Origin of the sequence: Bacillus aerolatus, from assembly GCF_009183655.1 — a bacterium.
Lineage (GTDB): Bacteria > Bacillota > Bacilli > Bacillales > Domibacillaceae > Pseudobacillus > Pseudobacillus aerolatus.
This window is the reverse complement of the sequence record NZ_WEIO01000001.1, coordinates 633,936-653,728: the sequence shown is the minus strand read 5'-3', so window position 1 is coordinate 653,728 and position 19,793 is coordinate 633,936. Positions and strand designations below refer to the sequence as shown.

The following is a 19,793-nucleotide window of genomic DNA, read 5'->3' as shown; positions in this document are numbered from 1 at the left end:
TAACTGAATAATCAGTAAACAACAACTTCTTCAGCTTTCGTCACTAAAAGCAGGTTCTGAACAAGCCCCCAAATTAATGCAGCTAAATGATACTCACCTGCAAAAAATAAAAATCCCGCCGAGTGCCGGCGAGATTCATCATTAACCTTTGTAATCGAAATCTGAAATTCTTGTTCCGCCTGTATAGTCGTCTTTAGTCTTTAGTCTTTTGTCTTATCCATTCAATAATTTCCACACTTGCTCATAGACTTTTTTCAGGGGAATACCGTGCATTTTTGCAATCTGTCGGCAATCTTCAAACTCCGGTGATCGCTGCACGACGGCACCTTCATAAATGCCTTCCTTGACGGCCACGGAACCCCATTTTGTTTCCACCGTCTTAAACGATCGCTCGAGACGGTGCACCGTCAGCGGATAATAGCGCACACCGAGCGTTGTCGTTTCCTTAAATAAAATCTCTTTTATTTGATCCACACTGCTCTTTGAACAAAGGAGCTGCAGCAAAACACCCGGCCTGTTTTTTTTCATAAAAATGGGCGTGTAATACACATCATTTGCGCCCGCTTCAAATAAAATATCCATCACGTAACCAAGCCATTCTCCCGAAATATCGTCAAGATTGACTTCCATTTTGACCATTTGATCGTCGAGATGTTCATGATCAGGCGGTCTGGACATTACGATTCTCCAATCATAACGCGGAGCACGTTTGGATGTTCCTTGAACGTTTTCGTGCCGGCGCCATAGCCGATCGCTTCCACTGTCATCGATGGCAGCGGACCGAATGTATCGGCAAGTACCGCCGCAATGGCGGCCCCTGTTGGTGTAGCGAGCTCCGCGCGAATATCAGTACCGGCGATCGGCACCCCCTTTAAAATTTCAAGCGTGGCCGGCGCGGGTACTGGGTAAATGCCATGAGCAATTCGGATCCGGCCCGTACCAGCGGTAATTGCAGAGGATTGAATGGACTGAACGCTGAGCTGGTCGATTAAAATGGCCGCGCCAATAATATCGATAATAGAATCGACTGCTCCAACTTCATGAAAATGAACATCTTCAAGGGGAATACTATGAATCCGTCCTTCCGCTTCGCCAATTTTCTTGAATATAGCAAGCGACATAGCTGTAACCGGTTCATTGAATCCAGCCGCTTCGATCATACCGGCAATCTCCTTGTACGAGCGGTGGCTGTGGTGGTGATCGTGACTATGGCTGTGATCGTGGTGATGACTATTCTGTTCCGTCAAAATCACATCGAACTTCGTGCCTGTAATTCCATTTTTAATCACTTTTTTCCACTGCAATTTATATTCTTCTTCAATTATCAATTTTTTCAATTCTTCTTCCATAAAAGAAGGGTCCGCTCCGGCGTCAATGAGCGCACCGATGACCATATCACCGCTAATTCCGGAAAAGCAGTCGAAATAGAGTGTTTTCATTTTGAGTCATCTCCTTTTTGCGCCAGCCGGTGAATAAGCGCGGCGTTATACGCAGCACCAAATCCGTTGTCAATATTGACGACGCTGACCCCGGAGGCACATGAATTCAACATGGACAGCAGCGCTGACAACCCGTTGAAATTCGCTCCGTAGCCGATGCTCGTCGGCACTGCGATGATTGGGTTCGTCACGAGACCGCCGAGTACGCTTGGCAGTGCCCCTTCCATGCCTGCCACAACAACAGACACAGTCGCGCCTCGAATATCGTCGATATGATCGAGGAGCCGATGCAGGCCGGCGACGCCAACGTCATAAATACGCCGCACATCACAGCCGAGCGTTTCCGCCGTCACAGCCGCTTCCTCCGCCACCGGCAAATCAGACGTACCTGCGCACACAATTGCGATATAGCCTTCTTTAAAGCGGCGTTTGGCGCCAACTTTTTTCCATGATAATGTGCGGGCCATCTCATTATAATCAAATTCTGGAACTTGGCTGCGGATGTAATCGGCCTTTTTCTCGGAAATACGCGTCACTAGGACAGAATCGTTCTGCGCCTTCAGCGACTGTACAATCGCCAAAATATGTTCGGCGGTTTTACCTTCGCCAAATACAATTTCCGGAAAGCCCTGCCTGCTTTTACGATGATGGTCAATTTTCACGAATCCCAAATTTTCATAAGTTGAAAGCTTTTCTTTCGCTTCGGCTGCCGATAATACGCCGTTTTGTACTTGCTCCAAAATGTCATCGATCATTAGTTTCCACACACCTTATTCAAAAGTTTTAAAAGTATTTGGACAAGTCGTTCACAAGACGCGCGTATTTTTTATACACATCTTGATAGATTAGATGCGCATGCGGATCCGGTTTCGTCACTGCCCCCATTGGTACATTTTGTTTAATGTCTTCAAATGAGTCGACTTCCCCAACCGCAACAAGTGCGGTCCAAGCTGCACCCCAGGCAGCACTATGATGACTCTCTGACACGTAAATGTCTTTTCCGAACACATCAGCCATCATTTGCAGCCAGAGCGGTGATCGCGCCAGACCGCCATTGACGTAAATTTTTTTCGATTCACCGGCCAGCCGTTCAAGCGCTTGGCCGATCTGATACAAATTAAACGTGATGCCTTCGAGCACCGCGCGGACGAGGTGCTCTTTTTGATGCGTAATCGACAATCCGAAAAAGTTTCCTTTCGCCTGCTGATTCCAAAGCGGCGCCCGTTCGCCATTTATGTATGGTAAAAAGAGAATGCCATTCGCGCCTGGGGCCACTTTTCCTGCTTCCGCCGTCAGTTCATCGTACGTGCCGTCGTAATTAATTAACTTTTTCAGCCACTCAAGCGCAATGCCACCGTTGTTTGTCGGCCCGCCGATAATAGAAGTGTCCCCAGTAAACATATAGCAAAATGTTTCATGTTTTTCATTTACTTGAAACCCTTTAGCCCACTGTCGGACCGCACCGCTCGTCCCAACGGTTACCGTCACTTCACCTGGCAGAATGGCGCCAATACCGAGATTTGCAAGCTGGCCGTCTGCCGCACCGATAACGAGTGGCAAGTCAGCCGGAATGCCGATTTCATCTGCAATTTCCTGCTTCATGCCTGAGAGCACTTCTGTCGGCGGTACAACCTCGGACAGCTGCTCTTTTTTTACGTTTACTGCGCTTAGCGCTTCTTCATCCCATTCCAACGTGTTCCCGTTGAACATACCAGTAGCAGATGCCATTGAGTAATCCACTACGCGCTTTCCATACCATTTTTGAATCACATACTCTTTCACAGAAAGGAAATAAGCGGCTTTCCGATAAGGTTCATAGCCGCTTTCATTCATCCACTTTAGCTTGACAAAAGGGGACATGGGGTGAATCGGCGTGCCCGTTCTAGCATAAATGCTGAGTCCATTCTCCCCCATCAATTGTTCCGCTTGAGCACTGCTCCGTCCGTCCGCCCAGATGATGGCACGCGTGAGAGGTACTCCATTTTTATCGACGCAAATAATGGAATGCATCGCGCATGAAAAGCCGATGGCGGCGATCTGCGACGGAAGAATGCCTGCCTGTTGAATGGCCGTTTTAATAGCGGCAGCGGCAGAGACCGCAAGCTCTTCTGGATCTTGTTCCACCCAATCTGGTTGTGGATAATATGAAGTAGTCAATTGTTCCGATTCAGCGGCCACTTTTCCATTGAGGCCGAAGACGACCGCTTTGACGCTCGTCGTGCCCATATCGAGGCCAATTACAAATTTTGCTGTCATATTGTCTCTTCCTTTTTGAGCGCTTTATTCATGCTGCCGCTTTGATAGCCGGCGAGGTCTAAAGCGATATATTTATAGCCGAATTGCTGCAGTTTTTTCGTGATGTCTTCATGATGCGCCAAAACAAGCGCCATGTCTGCCTGCTCCACTTCAATGCGTGCGATGTCCCCGTGTGTCCGGACACGCACCTGACGGATAGACAAAGATTTTAAATAGGCTTCCGCTTTTTCGACTTTCGTCAGTTTTTCTTTCGTAATCGTTTCACCGTAAGCAATGCGGGATGAAAGACAGGCAAAAGACGGTTTGTTCCACGTTGACAAACCAAAATGGCGAGAAAGCTCTCTTATTTCCTCTTTAAACAAGTCCGCTTCCTGCAGCGGCCCGCGAATGCCTTTTTCTTTCGCCGCTTTCATTCCCGGCCGGAATTCGTTTAGATCATCGGCAATAACCCCGTAAATAATATTATTAAAACCGTACTGATCCATCACCGGAATGAGGTGGTCAAAGAGACTGCTTTTGCAAAAATAACAGCGGTTTTTGTCATTTTCAGTATAGCCCGGAATCGCGAGTTCCGACGTTTCAATGACTTGATGACGCGCTCCGATTTGTTTGGCGAGTTCACGTGCTTCTTCGAGCTCACTCGTCGGATACGTTTCGGAATCGGCCGTCACAGCAAGTACGCGGTCCGCCCCGAGCGTGTCGACCGCCGCTTTCAATAAAAATGTACTATCGACACCTCCGGAAAAAGCGACAACGACTGTCTCCATTTCACGAAGAATTGCCTGTAGAGCGGCATATTTTTCGTTTACCATCAGCGTCCTCTCCTTTCAATCAGATTGTCATGCTGCCAAAGCCGCCGTCGACACGGATCATTGTGCCGGTTACGAAACTGGACGCTTTATCAGACGCGAGCCAAACAGCAGCTCCCTGTAATTCTTCCGGTTCGCCGAAACGATTCATCGGCGTATGAGTCATAATCGATTCAATTCGTTCTTCACTCAAAATTTTGCGGTTCTGCTCAGCCGGAAAGAATCCAGGGATAATTGCATTGACACGGATGCCGTCCGATGCGAATTCACGCGCGAGAAATTGCGTCACGCTGTTCAGTCCTGCTTTTGATACGGAATACGTAAATACTTTAGACAGCGGCGTCGTGGATGAAACGGACGAAATGTTAATAATGCTGCCTTGACGTCCCTGCTCTATCATCTTCTTCGCGAAAATTTGGCACGTGATGACAATCCCTTTTAAGTTCACGTCCATAATATCATCCCATTCCTCCATGTCCAGTTCAAAAAAAGGAGTCGCGCTGTTTTTGCCCGGTGCATTCAATAAAATATCCCATCCGCCTGACCACGCTTCAATGTCCGCCGCCGCTTGCTGCAATGATTCTCTCGATACAACATCAGCCTGAAAAGCTTTTGCTTCGCCGCCGTTCGCCTTAATTTCTTCTACAACGCTGTTTGCTTTTTCAAGATTACGTCCAACAATCGCTACTTTTGCGCCGTGCGCCGACAATCCTTTGGCCATTGATGCACCGAGAACACTGTTGCCGCCGATCGCGACCGCTGTTTTACCTGTTAAATCGAATAATGTACTCATTGTTTCTCCCCCGTCTAGTTGTTAAATCAAGTTCCCTTGCTGATCGAATGACATCTCTTCCGGAATCGTAATCGATTCAAGCTGTGGATGTTCGTTCACATAATTAAGCAGTGCTTCTGATACTTCAATTTTGCTTACTTCGAGTGTATTTTTGATACGGACCATTTTCACTTTTGTAAAATCAAGGATGTTGCATGTTTTAATGGCTGCTTGAATCGCTTCTTTATCATTTGCAAGCGTCGTGGCAATTTTCGTTGGCGCGACAACAGTCGACGTCAACCCATTTGCATATGTTGTCTCAAGGTCCATTTTATCAACGAGACGCTGTGTCGTGAAATCAGCCGTTCCGACTCCGTTTGCATTTCCTTCTGTCTGTTCAGTTAAATCGAGTACGACCATTTTATTAACATCCGGTCCGCCGTGTGCGTATGGTGTCGGGTAACGTCCTGTAATATTAGGATCCATCCCATCGCCGCTTATATTTTTTCCGATCTCATCAATAACGAGCACATCGATGTCTTTGAAAAATAATTTTGGCAGCAGTTCTTTCGCTTTCACCTGCAGCTCCACTTCTTTTTCTTCGATTTCTTCTGCAGCGAGCACTTCCACAATGGCCGCTTTATCAAATGCATTTTCAACGGTTGCAACACCGAACAATACCGGCTTATGCGCCATAATCATCTTCGCCATAGCCGGCACATGTTCCGCCATATATTTGAATCCTAGCTGATGACATGCTTCCGCTCCTTTTTGTTTTCCGAGGCCAATGCTGATCATTTTCATGATGCCGCTTTCGACCGGTCCGCGAAACGCCGTATGCGGCTTAATGCGATTAATGACGACAATGCCGTCCGCTTCTGATGCATATTTGTCCACGTATACCGGCAAGCCGTTCGGCAGCTCGCCAAGTTTGACGACCTCCATCGACGAGCGGATTTCTGCTCCGGCACTTTCTTCCGTCACACCGAGATGCTTGAGTACATCGCGCTGCCCTTGTGCCGTCGCGCCGCCATGACTGCCCATGCTCGGGACGATAAATGGCTCCGCTCCTAGTTCTTTTAAATAACGAATAGTAGTGGCCGTTATATCAACAAGCCGGTCGACCCCGCGGCTTCCGACCGCGACTGCGATCGACATACCGGGGCGCACTTTTTGCCGGATCACCTCACGCTGTAATTGTTTCATAAGCGCCTGTTCCAAGTCTTCTACTTTCGTATCATCAAAAAACTGTTTAACCTTTACCATTTTCGGTACAGGAATATCTTTTACTAGTTCATGAATAATCCCCATTTTTTCCTCTTCTCCTTATGACCGTTTTAAAAAATATGCTTCTGCATTATTGTACGCAATATTTCGCACCATCTGCTCAAGAGCTGGCAGGTTGTTCGGCGCTTTGCCTTCTTCTACCCATTCACCGAGCAAATTGCACAAAATCCGGCGGAAATAATCATGCCGCACATATGAAAGCAAGCTGCGCGAATCCGTCAGCATGCCAATGAAATGAGCGAGTATACCGATATTTGCTAAATCTTTCATTTGTTTTTCCATGCCATCAATATGATCATTGAACCACCAGGCGGAACCAAATTGAATTTTGCCAGGCACACCTTCTTCGTAAAAGTTCCCCATCATGCCCGCCAGCACCTCATTGTCACGGGGGTTCAAGTTAAACAACACTGTTCTCGGCAGCGATCCTTCCTTTTCAAGCACGTCCAAAAAGCGCGACAACCCTTCCGCCATATCACCGTCACCGATGGAATCAAAGCCGGTATCCAGGCCAATCTGTTCTTTCATGCGCGTGTTGTTGTTACGCATCGCTCCTATGTGCAGCTGCATCACCCATTGTTTGCCAGCGTACATTTTTCCGAGTTCCTTCAATAAAAAGGAACGGTACTGGAGCACCTCATTTGTTGTGAGCTCTTCGCCACTGAGACGCTTATCAAAAATGGCTTCCGCTTCCACTTTCGTCGTTTCAATATAAATCATTTGCGGAATATCATGATCGGAGGCTCGTCCGCCTTGTTCATGAAAGAAATCGACTCGCTGTTGGAGTGCCTTCAGCAAACCACCTACTGAAGTGGTCGACTTGTTTGAAACATCCGCCAATTCCCGGAGCCACTCTTCAAACGTCAGCCGTTCGATAAAAAGTGCGCCGTCCGGACGGAAAGTCGGTGCAATTTGCGCTTCGAATGATGAATCTTCTTTTAATAATTGATGATAAGCAAGGTCAGACACCGGATCATCCGTTGTGCCAATAAATTGAACGTTCGCTTTTTTAATGAACATTTGCGGCTTGAATTCCGGATGTTGCAATTTTTCGTTGCACTCTTCCCAAATTTCTCGGGCTGTGCCAGGACTCAGAAGTTTATCAATTCCAAAAAATGTTTGAAGCTCCATATGAGTCCAATGGTAAAGAGGGTTGCCAATTAAATGTGGCACTGTTTCGGCCCAAGCCGCAAACTTTTCCCAATCATCTGCCCCCCCTGTAATCCATGCTTCACCGATTCCGTGCATGCGCATCAATCGCCATTTGTAATGATCGCCCGCAAGCCAAAGCTGTGTCATATTGTCAAACGGCTTGTTTTCCCATACTTCTTTCGGGCTCAAGTGACAGTGAAAGTCGAAAATCGGCATTTGTTTCGCTGCATTATGATAAAGATGAACCGCTGTGTTATTATTTAATAAGAAATCTTTCGTCAAAAATGGTTTCATTTCGGTTTCTCCTTGGGGGTAATGAAAACCTTTTCAAGATTAATGTGATTTAATTTGTTTAGTAAACTAATTAAGTGTATAATTACTTTATCATGCCCTATATTTTTCGTCAATATTCGCTTTCAATAGAAAGAAAAAAGAAAGTATTTGTATAATAAAAAAAGTATATAAATGAAGGGGGGAACGTATTATGGCTACCGGCGATGCGGCTTATATAAAAAAAATAAACCGCTCTTTAATCATCAGTAAGATCATTGAAGAAAAATTGATTTCGCGGGCTGATTTATCAAAACAGACCAATTTAACTAGAGCCACCATCTCTGCCCAGGCCGCAGCTCTATTAGATGATGAATTAATTGTTGAAACACAGCAAGATCATTCTACAGTCGGCAGACGTCCGATTATGCTTTCGCTGAACCGCGATGCGGGTTGTGCACTCGGGATTGATCTTGATTACGATTCAATTACGTTCGCATTGACCGATTTGCTTGGCCGCCCTGTCTCGTCACGCACGATTGATATAGAGACGACAGAGTATGAAGTGATCGTCCGCTTATTAATTGAAAATATTCAGGCATATAAGACAGAATGTGCGAATCGCCGTTATGGTCTTATCGGCATTGTGATTGGGATTCACGGGCTTGTGACGAATGATGAGTTCATTCACTTTATTCCTCGTTTCCAGTGGAGAGATTCAAATTTGAAGCAGGACCTTGAAAAAGAAATTGACCTTGAGATTCACCTCGAAAATAATGCGAATTTAGTTTCATTCGCTGAGCGGGTGTACGCATACCATGAAACTGAAAATTTATTGTGTGCGACGCTGTATTCAGGAATCGGTCTTGGCATCATGATGAACAGTGAATTTTTCAGAGGCCATAACGGGTATGCGGGTGAAGCCGGTCACATGATTGTGATGCCCGGCGGTAAGCAATGCAACTGCGGAAATCATGGCTGTTGGGAACAATATGCCTCCGAATCGGCTTTTTTCAAAGAACTTGCTGAAAAGAAACAGCAAGAGAGTGTGTCGTATGAAGATGTCCGCGGCTGGCTCGAAGTGCAGGATGATGTAGTACACGAAATGATGGAGCAGTTTATTTATTATTTGTCGATTGGTTTGAATAATATGATTAACTTATACAATCCGGAAATACTCGTGTTGAACAGCGAACTGCTCAGACTTTACCCAAAATCGATTGAACGGATGAAAGACAACTTAGCATCAACCGTCAGCCATTATCGGGAATTATCCATCTCCACGCTTGGAAAAAAAGCTTGCGTTCTCGGCGCTGCTTCGTTAGCTATTAAGAAATTTCTTGATATTCCGACGCTGGATTTGACGTTTGAAGAAAAGGAAAAGACAATGGTATTGAAATAATTAAACGACCGGGGCTAAACAATGAAAAAGAACTGTACCAGCTCCGAAAAATCGGACGCTGAAACAGTTCTTTTTTGAAAAAATTATTCCATCCAGTTCGTATGAAATGTTCCTTCTTTGTCAATACGCTGGTACGTGTGCGCACCGAAATAGTCGCGCTGTGCCTGGATTAAGTTCGCTGGCAGCGTTTCCGTTCGGTAGCTGTCGTAGTAAGCGATGGCACTTGCAAACGATGGAACCGGAACGCCACGCTCAATCGCCAGCCCGAGAACGCGGCGAAGCGAGGATTGATAGTTTTCAACAATGTCTTTAAAGTACGAGTCGAGCAGCAAATTGGACAAGTTCGGACTGTTGTCGAACGCTTCTTTAATTTTTTGCAGAAATTGTGCGCGGATAATGCAGCCGCCGCGGAAAATCATGGCGATGTCACCGTAGCGGAGATCCCAGCCGTATTCTTCGGATGCGGCGCGCATTTGGGCAAATCCTTGTGCGTATGAACAAATTTTGCTCATGTAAAGCGCTTTTCGAACCGCTTCGATCAGTTCTTCTTTGTTACCATCAAACGATGAAGCATCCGGTCCTCTTAACACTTTACTCGCTTTTACTCGTTCGTCTTTCATCGCGGAAATAAAGCGGGCGAAGACGGATTCGGTGATGACTGGAAGCGGTACGCCAAGGTCTAGTGCGTTTTGGCTCGTCCATTTTCCTGTTCCTTTTTGACCAGCTGCATCCAAAATGACATCAACGAGCGGTTTTCCTGTTTCTTCATCCCTTTTTGTAAATATATCGGCCGTAATTTCGATCAAATAGCTGTCGAGTTCGCCTTTATTCCAATCCGCAAACACACGGTGAAGCTCATCCGTATCTAAATGCAATACGTGTTTCAAAATGAAATAGGCCTCGGAAATAAGCTGCATGTCGCCGTACTCAATACCGTTATGTACCATTTTTACATAGTGTCCCGCTCCGTCCGGACCGATGTACGTGCAGCATGCATCGCCCTCCACTTTCGCGGAAATTGCTTCAAGAATCGGGCGCACGAGCTCATACGCTTCCCGTTGGCCTCCTGGCATAATGGATGGACCATTCAATGCGCCTTCTTCCCCGCCGGAAACGCCAGTACCGACGAAATGAATGCCTAGGCTGTCAAGCTCCCTATTGCGTCTGACTGTATCTTGAAAAAATGTATTCCCGCCGTCAATTAAAATATCGCCTTTTTCTAAAAATGGTTTAAGCGAATCAATCGTTGCATCCGTCGCTGAACCTGCCTTAACCATCAATAAAATTTTGCGCGGCTTTTCAAGTGACTGGACAAACTCTTCGATTTCGTATGTTCCTTTAAAGTTCTTTCCTTTCGCTTCTTCTTGTAAAAAAGCCTTTGTTTTATCAGCCGACCGGTTGAAAACCGAAACGGAATACCCTCTACTTTCAATATTTAAGGCTAGATTTTTACCCATTACTGCCAAACCGATTACACCAATTTGCTGTTTTGTCATGTCTTTACCCTTTCTCGAATGATTCGTGTTATTTACTAAAATACTGATACACATTTATTACTTGTCTTTTTGAAGATCAGCAACAATTTTTTTCGTAAATTAATATGAAACAGCGCGAACAGAAGCCGTTAGTAAACTCGAATTAGAGCGCTTTTATTTTTGTTAGTTTACTAAACAAATTAACATTTTATTTTAGCTTACCACCTTCTTCTTCTCTCGTCAATCTTGATATAATCAACATTTAAGGAAACCGTTTTTTTACCAATCTGTTATGTAATTTTGAGAGAAGGAATAAGGACAAAACCGAACTCATTCCTTTACTCCACTCACTATAGAGAGGGTTTCGATTTAAAGTATTAGTCAAAGAGCCATTTTGTATACAAGGTATAGGGGACTGTTTGCATTAGATGATTGCCAGCTCACATTTGAATTTTCTGTTTAGACTTCGTTTCCTACTTACCAAATTTAGGACGTTTACATACAATAAACTATCTTGTCCTTTCGTTCTCTTAGGATATTCCCCCAATTTAGAAAATGTTCACGTATATTTGATTTTAGCAATATACCTAAAAATGATAATTAATTTTGGAATAAGGAGTTTTGCTAAACGGATTGGAGAACAAGAAATATTTAATAAATAGAAAAAGGCTCTAACGTTACACTGCCGTCAGAGCTCCTTCTTTTTTCACTTTATTTATAGATAGCTGGTGAAGTGTGATTTCAGGGCGACTTCCAACCCTTATATTGATAGACGTTTGTCCTAACCCTTCACTTATATAAAAAGGTTTTTCATCATAGTAATGCAGGCCTTTGATCATATTCATTCTCATCATAGTACGTCCGAGCTTTGCGAGATGATAAGGCTTAGGCCAGTAAATTTGTCCGCCATGGAAGTGACCTGATAAAAGATAATCGAAATAGCAATCCTTCATATTTAGAACAATGTTAGGGTCATGAGTTAACACTAAGTCGTATCCTTCCTCTAGGCCGGAAAATGATGTGTGCAAGTTGCTTCTTTTTGTGTGAAAGTCGTCAATCCCTATAATATTAACACGCTCTCCTTGAACATTAATCGTCTCATTTCCATTTTGAAGCGTTTTACAGCCATGCTCCTCCAGTACGTTCCTCAATATTTCAAAATCCTTTTGTTTTAAAATATAATCATGGTTTCCAAATACAGCGTAGACTCCATATTGCGCATTTAAGCGGTTTAAAACATTTAAATATGGGATCAATTTAGGAATACTCCGCCTTTTATCTAAGTAATCCCCTGTAAGAGCGATTAAATCGATTTTTTCATTTGCCAACTTGTTATATAGCTGTTCAGGCGAAATAGAAATATTTTCAAGATGCATATCTGAGATTTGCAAAACATTTAAAAGAGAACCAGGTGGATGATGAGAATCCATAGCAGCTAAATTAACTTTATTTAAAGCAACTTTTTGAGTGTTTTTATATGCTCTATAGAAAAGGAACATAGTAATGGCAAATAGTATCACCAACAAAATGACTGTCATTTTATCTCCTCCCCACTACTCATTATAGAAGAACCGAAAGCGAATTATTAGCGGTAATTAATGGAGGATCTTATATACATCAGGAGCGGCCTTTATTAGAAAGGTAAGCTGCCGCAAGACAAAAATAAAAAAACTTACAGAGGTTGTTCAAAAACTCTGGGAAAAATAGCGGTCGAATTTCTGCGTCAGCTTGCTTCTCCGCTCCTCGAAACTGCGCTTCTTTGAACTTCTCGACCTCCTTTTTGAACACGCACTTACAATAAGGCTGTAAAATAAAGTTCATTATAAAAAAAGCATTTTTTAAACCTTTTTAGCACATTACACCGGAAGTTTTCCTTCGTGAAGTAATTCAGATACTCCTCTTCCTTTCGAATGTAATCACCTTTATCATTAGATTTCATGAACCAGTTGCTAATCGGAGACTTTTCAAAAAAACAGGGTTCAATTACGATAACTTTGCCCTCAGGTTTTAAAATTCTTTTGAATTCCTTTATATAACATTCGATCATTTCTGGAGGAATATGATGCAGGACAGCGATGATTAAAACAAAATCAAAGCTGTTGTCCTCTACGGGAAGTTCATTTCCCATAAAAGTTTCAAACCGGTATGGAGCGTACAATCGTTTAGCAAAGTCAATCCTGTACGAATCGGGGTCTAGCCCGAAATAATGAGCAGGTGAACATAAAGTACAGTTCGCTCCGGTACCCGCTCCAAAATCCAGCACTTTTTTATCTGTAAAATCAAAGTGCTGTTGAATTTTATTTTGAATATATATTTTTGTGAACCATTTTGGCCGAACAAATGAGTGATAAATCCTAGGTGATAATTGCAATTAAAAGCACCTGTCCTTTTTTAATATTTAGTTCCTGTACCCTTATCATCATCCATTTGGGGTTTATTCTGTTCTTAAATAAAGAAGCTTGCTTGTGCGCTTTTTAATCCAGCCAGCGTTTGCTTGACGTCACTGATTACTGTCATGGCTGATTCCCCCTTGTATTTTTAACAACAGTGTTAGAATGAGGAGAAAAAAGCTTGATTATGTATTTTAAAAACATCCAGCTCATGTAAAAAATGCTATATATACATCTAAAAATAAAAAAGTTTGTTGGTACAATCGATTGGAAGTTATCTCCTGTATTTTTTCAGGCTAAGCGGGAAATTTAATAACACATATGGAGTAAATCTTCATAAATATGATGAACAAGGGGTCATTGTATATGAATTTACAAAAAGAATATGTGAAAAAGTTAGTTGGAATAAATTCGATAGCACGTCATAAGGAAGAAAGCCACATAGCTGATCAATTTTTAAATCCATTAATACATAGACAGATTCATGGAAGTGAAATATATGTTCCATTAGACCTTAAACAATTTTGGAGTAGATAATAAGTAACAGGGTACTCCTTCTACTTTATAAACAACACTTACATGAAGGTAAATAGTTACCAGCATAATTAACCGTCAAATTCATCAAGATAAACTTGCTTCTAAAAAAATTGTCTTTTTAGAAGCCATTCACTCGAATATCCAATAAAGGAAGGATGGTTTTTCATGAATAATCAACGTGGTATGATGGCCTCGTTATTAGCTGTGGGTGCTACTGGAGCTGCTATTTACGGAATATCAAGAGGTTTGCGAAACGGAACTTTCCAACAGTTGTCACAAACCGTGTCCAATGCATTAAATAGTCAACCTATTCAGCAAATGGCAAACCCTATGCTCGGTATGGCTGCTAATCAGCCTTTACAACAAACGTTATCAAACCAAAATAATCAATAAGTTTATACAAAAGTGGAACAAGTTGAACAGGTTGACCATTCCTCTTAGGACCCTATTTTCTTCCCTGTGAAAAAAGCTCTTTTTGATCCTATGGTTCAAAAAGAGCTCTTTCTATAAGGTCAAGCTTAAAGGTCAAGCTTAAAATTATTGTGGAGGTGTCATTTGTTGCCAACTGTAAATATAGATGGTGTAAATCTTTATTATCATGTTCAAGGTAAAGGGGTGCCCATTGTTTTTATTCATCCCCCCTTGCTCACAGGCATGAACTTTACCTGCCAGGTGAATGAACTATCAAACGATTTCAAAACAATTATTTTTGATATTCGGGGCCATGGAAACAGCTCTTTTTCAGAAGAGACATTAACTTATCCGTTAATTTCACATGATATAAAACAAATATTAGACCATCTGGAAATAGACAAAGCCTTCATATGCGGCTATTCAACCGGGGGGTCTATTGCTCTTGACTTTTTGCTGACATATCCAGAATACTCTTTAGGAGCCATCCTCTTAGGAGCCATGTCAGAAGTGAAAGATCGCTCATTAAAAAATAAAATTTGGCTGGGGGTGATATTAGCGAAATTGAACGCAATCGAAACTCTTGCTTTATCAGTTTCTTTTGGTAATTCAAATACAAAGAAGCTATTTAAAGAGCTGTATACTGATGCGAAAAAAGGTAAAACACAAAATATTGAACAATATTATGAATACAGTTTGCATTATAATTGTACAGAGCAATTAGATAAAATTAAATCCCCTGTTTTGCTGCTCTACGGAGAAAAAGATAGGCAGTTTCATCCATATGCTCACTTACTAAACGAAAAGCTCCCTGTTAATGAATTGATATTAATAGGGGACATGAAGCACCAGATTCCTACAAAGGCAGCCATAGAAGTAAACCATCTCATTAAGCAGTTTATACATATGTATAAAAATCCAATATATGAAGTCTGACCATACTTTTTAACTCCCGACAAAAGCGTGCAAAGCGGCTGACGGCAAACAGCTCCAAGTACTCTGCATACGAAATGGTGTTTTTTCAAATACTATAAATAGAAAACATTTTTATAGGAGTGAAAAAAGTGATAAAAGAAGGTAGAGGTAACAGTACAAAGATTCACCTATTTTTATTATTGGTTGTTATCGCAGTTTTTATTTGGTCTGTTATCAAGCCAGCGGGGTACTCGTCATGGGCAGCGGAGGTTATTCCCGCCGTTGTCGGATTAATTATCGTAATTGCAACGTATAATAAATTTCGATTCACCACTCTTTCTTATATCATCATTGCCATTTTAGCAGTTATGATGTTCGTCGGCGGTCATTACACCTATTCAAAGGTTCCTCTTTTTAATTGGATAAAAGATGTCTTCGATTTAAATCGAAATCATTATGATCGTTTTGGACATTTGTTAAAGGGTTTGTTTGTGATTGTAATAAGGGAAATATTATTACGAAAAACCCCAATAACAAAAGGTTTTTGGTTATTTTCCATTACTATAAGTATTTCGCTTGCAATCTCTGCATTGTACGAAATTATTGAATGGTTATCGTTTAAAATAACAAAAGGAGGAAAAGCATCTAAAAATTTTTTAGGTATGCAAGGCGATATGTGGGATGCACAATGGGATATGTCATTGACCTTAATCGGTTCGATTCTTGCCTTACTCATCTTTTCAAAACTACATAACCGGCTATTAAAAAAGAAGTAATTAAAAAGTGAATATGTTAAAAAGCGCCGCTTTCTTGAATATTTTCTTGTTTATTTCGTAAACTAACAAGGTGAAATTAAATAAGAGGAATAAGAGGAGGTACGATGATGTTAGTACGTGAAGTTATGTCGAAAAATGTAGAAGCTTGCTCCACCTCTGACTCCCTTCAACAGGTTGCCAGTAAAATGAACACATTAAATGTAGGAGCAATACCTGTAGTAGAAAATGGACAGGTTGTTGGGATGGTTACCGATCGTGACTTGGCTGTTAGAGGGTTAGGTCAAGGAACGACACAATTAAATGATGTGATGTCTAATAATATTGTAACCATATCACCAGATGCTTCATTAGAAGAAGCATCAAGTATTATGGCCAGTCATCAAATTCGAAGGTTGCCTGTAGTAGAAAACGGACAAATTGTTGGAATGTTGTCACTCGGAGATTTAGCAGTGAGAGAGCAATCTAATGTTAATGCCGGCAATGCCCTTTCTCAAATTTCTCAAAACGATTTCTCTTAATCAAGCTATCGTCCCATTTATTACAACATGAAAGAAAAGAAGATGTAAGATAGAGAAGGGAGAAACAATTCTCCCCTTTTTTAGTTGTTATTCGGTTCTTGTTGCTCTTATTAAGCACGCGTATCCAAAAATCACGCCAAAAAATACAGGTTTTCGGAAGGTGCCAGCTAAAGAATGTTTCACTGAATGGCTCTCGATAATTTGGAAGATAGAGCGGCCAGCCAATTCTGTTTCTCTCACATCGAAATGTCGACAGAAATCCGCACTAACCTCAATAATTTCTCCTTCTTCATTCGCCTCAATATAAATCCCCAATTATTCATTGCTTTTTGCCAATGCTTGACCTTCTCCGTTTACATCACCTATCAAACGTGATTGGACAAAACAAGAATCACAACTTGTCCTTTTATTACTTCATTTCCATTGTGTTCACTCGAATAAACGAACCGCCATGCCTCTTTACTTTTTCTTCTAGAATCGTGATAAACATGGCGGGAGCTCGGTGGCCCAATGTTTTCCCGAATCGTTTTTTTCGTTTAAACTTTCCCGTCTTTTCGGAAATTTCCGTTTCTTTTTTGCGTTTTTGAAGGGCTTTGAAATTCATTGTTTCCGTATATAACGTGGCTCCTAAAGTCAATAAAAGGTTGGCTAACGTTCTGTGTGACAGCTTTCCCACTGCAGCTTGTTTACGATGCAGTTCTTTTAACCTTGAACGAAGCAGTTGATAACGATTGGGATCGTTCCAAGTTTTCCTGCCCTTTTTTATTGTACCGTCTGTTTGATAGTTGTTAGGGTTCATTGCTCGTTTGGAACGATCCATTTTTCGTTGAATCAGCCGGATTTCATTAGACATCTCTTTGACCTGTTCGGCTAGATTCATTAAGGATACCTTTGCCAAAGAGGAAACAGCCAAGCTTGCTGTACCGATATCTAATCCTACGTTTCCTTTGCCTAATGTTCTATTTTTGGACGGTGGATAGCCGCAAATGACGAACTGTAATGGGCTTTCCCGTTCGGACAAATCTGTAACTAAATAAATGAAAGGTATCACATCAAAACTAGCACATGGATTAAATCTATCTTAAATTAAAAACAAAAGAAAAAAGCCGGAGATCTCCCTGGCTTTTTGTTAAGCAGACGCGTGAGAATGGACTTTTTTTCGCGATTCCCATTCATGCAGCAACCGAAAAAATGGCGGCAATATAAGACAGACGGCTAAAATTCGGAGCACTTGAACGGCGACAACAAAAGTGGAATCAGCACCTAAAACAACTGATGTCGTCGCCATTTCAGCAATTCCGCCGGGCGCAAAGGCGAGTGCTGTTGTAATAAATGCTAATCCTGTTACTTTTGAAACTAAATAAGCACTGGCAAACATCGCAGCGATTAACCCGAGCGTGCTGATGAAGGCAACAATTAACGTTTGTTTTAATCCAACAAACATTTTTTTATGAAAACGGGATCCGATCGATACAGCAATCAAAATTTGCGACAAAACGATGAAGTGATGAGGCCAGTACGCAGCCATATCGTGTCCGGCGAAAGATGAACTGAACGACTGGACGATTGCGATGGCAGTCATACTCCCGAGCAGCCACGGCGCCGGAAATTTCAACTGTTTTCCAACGTAATATCCGCCCCACCCAACTAGTGCAAGAACGATGGTCCAGGCAGCCGTGCCTATTTCAAATGCCGGTGCGGTGCTTTGAACAGCCATTGGGTCACCCGGATTCACTGCCCACATGGACACAATGACAGGAATAATTAAGATGACTAAAAACACACGCATTGTTTGAATGATACTCACGACCGCTGTATTAGCTCCGACTTCTTCTGCCACTGCAGGCATCGCTGATATTCCGCCGGGGGCTGTACCGAAAAAGCTAGTCAGCATATCCGAACGGCTGAATTTCCAAAGGACGAAACCAGAAAGCAGAGAAAGCACAATTGATAGCAGCAACATTACAATAATGACCATCCAGTGTGATTGAAAAATAGCTAAGACAGATAAATTTATTTTCTGGCCGAGTTCAATTCCTAAAATAAACTGCCCGGCATAAAGCCAAGATTTCGGTATGCTTTTTTTTCCTGAAAAATGAGGAAACGCGAAAGAAATAAGCGCTGCTGTCAACAATGTGCCGAGAATCCAGCCAATTGACAGACCCGACAGCGAAAGAAAAAACCCACCGGCACTACTCAGTATAAGAAACAACCATTTATTTTCTTTCATCTATTACCATTCCTTCTCTCTCTACCCTGTATGAATAACTATAATATAATTAGAGAAATAAATAAAATATCTATTTTTTATAGTTAATCATAACAAACTGTTATGCCTGAAGGAGAATGAACGATATGGATGAACGGGACTGGCTCGTTTTACAGACGCTTTATCACGAGAAAAATATAACGAATGCGGCTAAAAAGCTATACATTTCACAGCCGGCATTAACGAACCGCCTGCAGCAAATGGAAAAAGAATTCGGTGTGCGAATCGTGAATCGCGGGAGACGCGGCGTTCAATTTACGCCGCAGGGAGAATATTTAGCAAAATGCGCAGACGACATGCTGTTATCGCTGCAACGCATAAAAGAAAACGTGCTCAATATGGAAGATAAAATCACCGGTACATTGCGGCTCGGTGTTTCGACATTTTTCACCGATTATAAGCTGCCCGGCCTATTAAAACTGTTTAAAGACGAATACCCTGATATTGAATTTAAAGTAGTCACAGGCTGGAGCAATGAGATTGTTCATTTCGTGCATAGCCAGGATGTTCATGTGGCATTTATTAAAGGGGACTACAGTTGGAAAGAAGGGAAAAAGCTGTTATTTGAAGAGCCAATTTGCATTGCTTCGAAAGAAAAAATTGCGATCGAAGACTTGCCTGAGCTGCCAAGGATTGATTATCATACAGATCAAATGCTGCAAACAGTTATTGATAACTGGTGGGCGGAAAACTATTCAAAACCGCCGCTCGTCAGCATCGATGTCGACAAGGCCGGCACGAGCAAGAATATGGTGGCAAACGGGCTTGGCTATGCCATTTTGCCAGGCATGATTTTAAGTGACCTGGAAGATATTTATAAAGTAGCGATTAAAACAAAGGATGGCCAGCCGATCACCCGCAAAACGTGGATGTTTTTCCACGACGAATCACTGCAGCTTAATATCGTTCGGGCATTTGTAGAATTCGTTGAAAGTCTTGACTTGGAGAAAATAAATTAGCCTTTCAAAGGATATCAGTCAAAGAATGAACGCTGAAGATAAAAAGCTGTTCTAAAGTCAGTGAATGACTAACTTAGAACAGCCCGCTTTTTGCAAGTGAAAAACTATTGATCAATCATTCTTTTTATATAATCATTCATTCGCTCGACGTCTACA

At 42.2% G+C, this 19,793-nt stretch carries 20 protein-coding genes; 7 read left to right on the top strand and 13 right to left on the bottom strand.

Annotation, left to right across the window (positions count from 1 at the left end; all coding sequences use genetic code 11):
* Nucleotides 1–213: 213 nt before the first annotated feature.
* Genes larC (F9802_RS20060) through uxaC form a run of 8 tightly spaced genes read right to left on the bottom strand, consistent with a single transcriptional unit; the run spans nt 214 to nt 8,009 of the window.
* Nucleotides 214–678, bottom strand: coding sequence for a nickel insertion protein (gene larC, locus F9802_RS20060; protein ID WP_152149710.1), 465 nt, complete (start codon nt 676–678; stop codon nt 214–216).
* The gene (gene larC / locus F9802_RS20055; RefSeq protein WP_152149709.1) at nt 678–1,439 is read right to left on the bottom strand and encodes a nickel pincer cofactor biosynthesis protein LarC; all 762 of its coding nucleotides are present in this window, start codon (nt 1,437–1,439) and stop codon (nt 678–680) included. The genes larC (F9802_RS20060) and larC (F9802_RS20055) overlap by 1 nt, the downstream gene beginning before the upstream one ends.
* Nucleotides 1,436–2,194 (bottom strand): nickel pincer cofactor biosynthesis protein LarB, encoded by a 759-nt coding sequence (gene larB, locus F9802_RS03490; protein ID WP_152149708.1) that lies wholly within the window; start codon nt 2,192–2,194, stop codon nt 1,436–1,438. The genes larC (F9802_RS20055) and larB overlap by 4 nt, the downstream gene beginning before the upstream one ends.
* 28 nt (nt 2,195–2,222) lie before the next feature.
* Entirely contained in the window at nt 2,223–3,695 is a 1,473-nt protein-coding gene (locus F9802_RS03485) for a gluconokinase (RefSeq protein ID WP_152149707.1), read from the bottom strand.
* Nucleotides 3,692–4,507, bottom strand: a complete 816-nt coding sequence (larE, locus tag F9802_RS03480; RefSeq protein ID WP_152149706.1) for an ATP-dependent sacrificial sulfur transferase LarE — start codon at nt 4,505–4,507, stop codon at nt 3,692–3,694. Before larE ends, F9802_RS03485 begins: the two co-directional genes overlap by 4 nt.
* 19 nt (nt 4,508–4,526) lie before the next feature.
* Complete coding sequence (locus F9802_RS03475) at nt 4,527–5,297, bottom strand: SDR family oxidoreductase (RefSeq protein WP_152149705.1); 771 nt, start codon at nt 5,295–5,297, stop codon at nt 4,527–4,529.
* 21 nt (nt 5,298–5,318) lie between these two features.
* Nucleotides 5,319–6,587 (bottom strand): lactate racemase domain-containing protein, encoded by a 1,269-nt coding sequence (locus F9802_RS03470; RefSeq protein WP_152149704.1) that lies wholly within the window; start codon nt 6,585–6,587, stop codon nt 5,319–5,321.
* A 15-nt stretch (nt 6,588–6,602) separates the two neighbouring features.
* On the bottom strand, nt 6,603–8,009 hold the full coding sequence (gene uxaC, locus F9802_RS03465) for a glucuronate isomerase (RefSeq protein ID WP_152149703.1): 1,407 nt from the start codon (nt 8,007–8,009) through the stop codon (nt 6,603–6,605).
* Between the two features lie 190 nt (nt 8,010–8,199).
* Here uxaC and F9802_RS03460 point away from each other — a divergent pair, with 190 nt between their 5' ends.
* Nucleotides 8,200–9,387 carry an ROK family protein gene (locus F9802_RS03460; RefSeq protein WP_152149702.1) on the top strand — a complete coding sequence of 396 codons (1,188 nt, stop codon included), beginning with the start codon at nt 8,200–8,202 and terminating at the stop codon, nt 9,385–9,387.
* Nucleotides 9,388–9,470: 83 nt separating this feature from the next.
* Here the strand turns inward: F9802_RS03460 and gndA are convergent, their stop codons facing one another.
* The 3 genes from gndA to F9802_RS20195 form a co-directional block, all read right to left on the bottom strand.
* A complete protein-coding gene (gndA, locus tag F9802_RS03455; RefSeq protein ID WP_152149701.1) occupies nt 9,471–10,883 on the bottom strand; it encodes an NADP-dependent phosphogluconate dehydrogenase in 1,413 nt (470 codons plus the stop codon).
* Nucleotides 10,884–11,539: 656 nt separating this feature from the next.
* Complete coding sequence (locus F9802_RS03450) at nt 11,540–12,400, bottom strand: metallophosphoesterase (RefSeq protein ID WP_152149700.1); 861 nt, start codon at nt 12,398–12,400, stop codon at nt 11,540–11,542.
* Between the two features lie 254 nt (nt 12,401–12,654).
* Complete coding sequence (locus tag F9802_RS20195) at nt 12,655–13,233, bottom strand: class I SAM-dependent methyltransferase (protein ID WP_152149699.1); 579 nt, start codon at nt 13,231–13,233, stop codon at nt 12,655–12,657.
* A 385-nt stretch (nt 13,234–13,618) separates the two neighbouring features.
* Between F9802_RS20195 and F9802_RS19530 the strand changes: the two genes are divergently transcribed.
* The 5 genes from F9802_RS19530 to F9802_RS03425 all read left to right on the top strand — a co-directional run bounded on the left by F9802_RS19530 (nt 13,619) and on the right by F9802_RS03425 (nt 16,409).
* Complete coding sequence (locus tag F9802_RS19530; RefSeq protein ID WP_191991745.1) at nt 13,619–13,789, top strand: hypothetical protein; 171 nt, start codon at nt 13,619–13,621, stop codon at nt 13,787–13,789.
* A 165-nt stretch (nt 13,790–13,954) separates the two neighbouring features.
* Nucleotides 13,955–14,182, top strand: a complete 228-nt coding sequence (locus tag F9802_RS03440) for a hypothetical protein (protein WP_152149698.1) — start codon at nt 13,955–13,957, stop codon at nt 14,180–14,182.
* A gap of 165 nt (nt 14,183–14,347) precedes the next feature.
* On the top strand, nt 14,348–15,136 hold the full coding sequence (locus tag F9802_RS03435; RefSeq protein WP_152149793.1) for an alpha/beta fold hydrolase: 789 nt from the start codon (nt 14,348–14,350) through the stop codon (nt 15,134–15,136).
* A gap of 119 nt (nt 15,137–15,255) precedes the next feature.
* Nucleotides 15,256–15,891, top strand: coding sequence for a DUF2238 domain-containing protein (locus tag F9802_RS03430; protein ID WP_152149697.1), 636 nt, complete (start codon nt 15,256–15,258; stop codon nt 15,889–15,891).
* Between the two features lie 104 nt (nt 15,892–15,995).
* Nucleotides 15,996–16,409 (top strand): CBS domain-containing protein, encoded by a 414-nt coding sequence (locus tag F9802_RS03425; protein WP_152149696.1) that lies wholly within the window; start codon nt 15,996–15,998, stop codon nt 16,407–16,409.
* A 409-nt stretch (nt 16,410–16,818) separates the two neighbouring features.
* Here the strand turns inward: F9802_RS03425 and F9802_RS03420 are convergent, their stop codons facing one another.
* Together F9802_RS03420 and F9802_RS03415 are read right to left on the bottom strand one after the other, a co-directional pair.
* A complete protein-coding gene (locus tag F9802_RS03420) occupies nt 16,819–17,460 on the bottom strand; it encodes a hypothetical protein (protein WP_152149695.1) in 642 nt (213 codons plus the stop codon).
* A gap of 78 nt (nt 17,461–17,538) precedes the next feature.
* Nucleotides 17,539–18,639, bottom strand: coding sequence for an AbrB family transcriptional regulator (locus F9802_RS03415; RefSeq protein ID WP_152149694.1), 1,101 nt, complete (start codon nt 18,637–18,639; stop codon nt 17,539–17,541).
* A 125-nt stretch (nt 18,640–18,764) separates the two neighbouring features.
* On the opposite strand from F9802_RS03415, the gene F9802_RS03410 reads away from it, so the two are divergent.
* Nucleotides 18,765–19,637 (top strand): LysR family transcriptional regulator, encoded by an 873-nt coding sequence (locus tag F9802_RS03410; RefSeq protein WP_152149792.1) that lies wholly within the window; start codon nt 18,765–18,767, stop codon nt 19,635–19,637.
* The last annotated feature ends 156 nt before the right edge of the window (nt 19,638–19,793 follow it).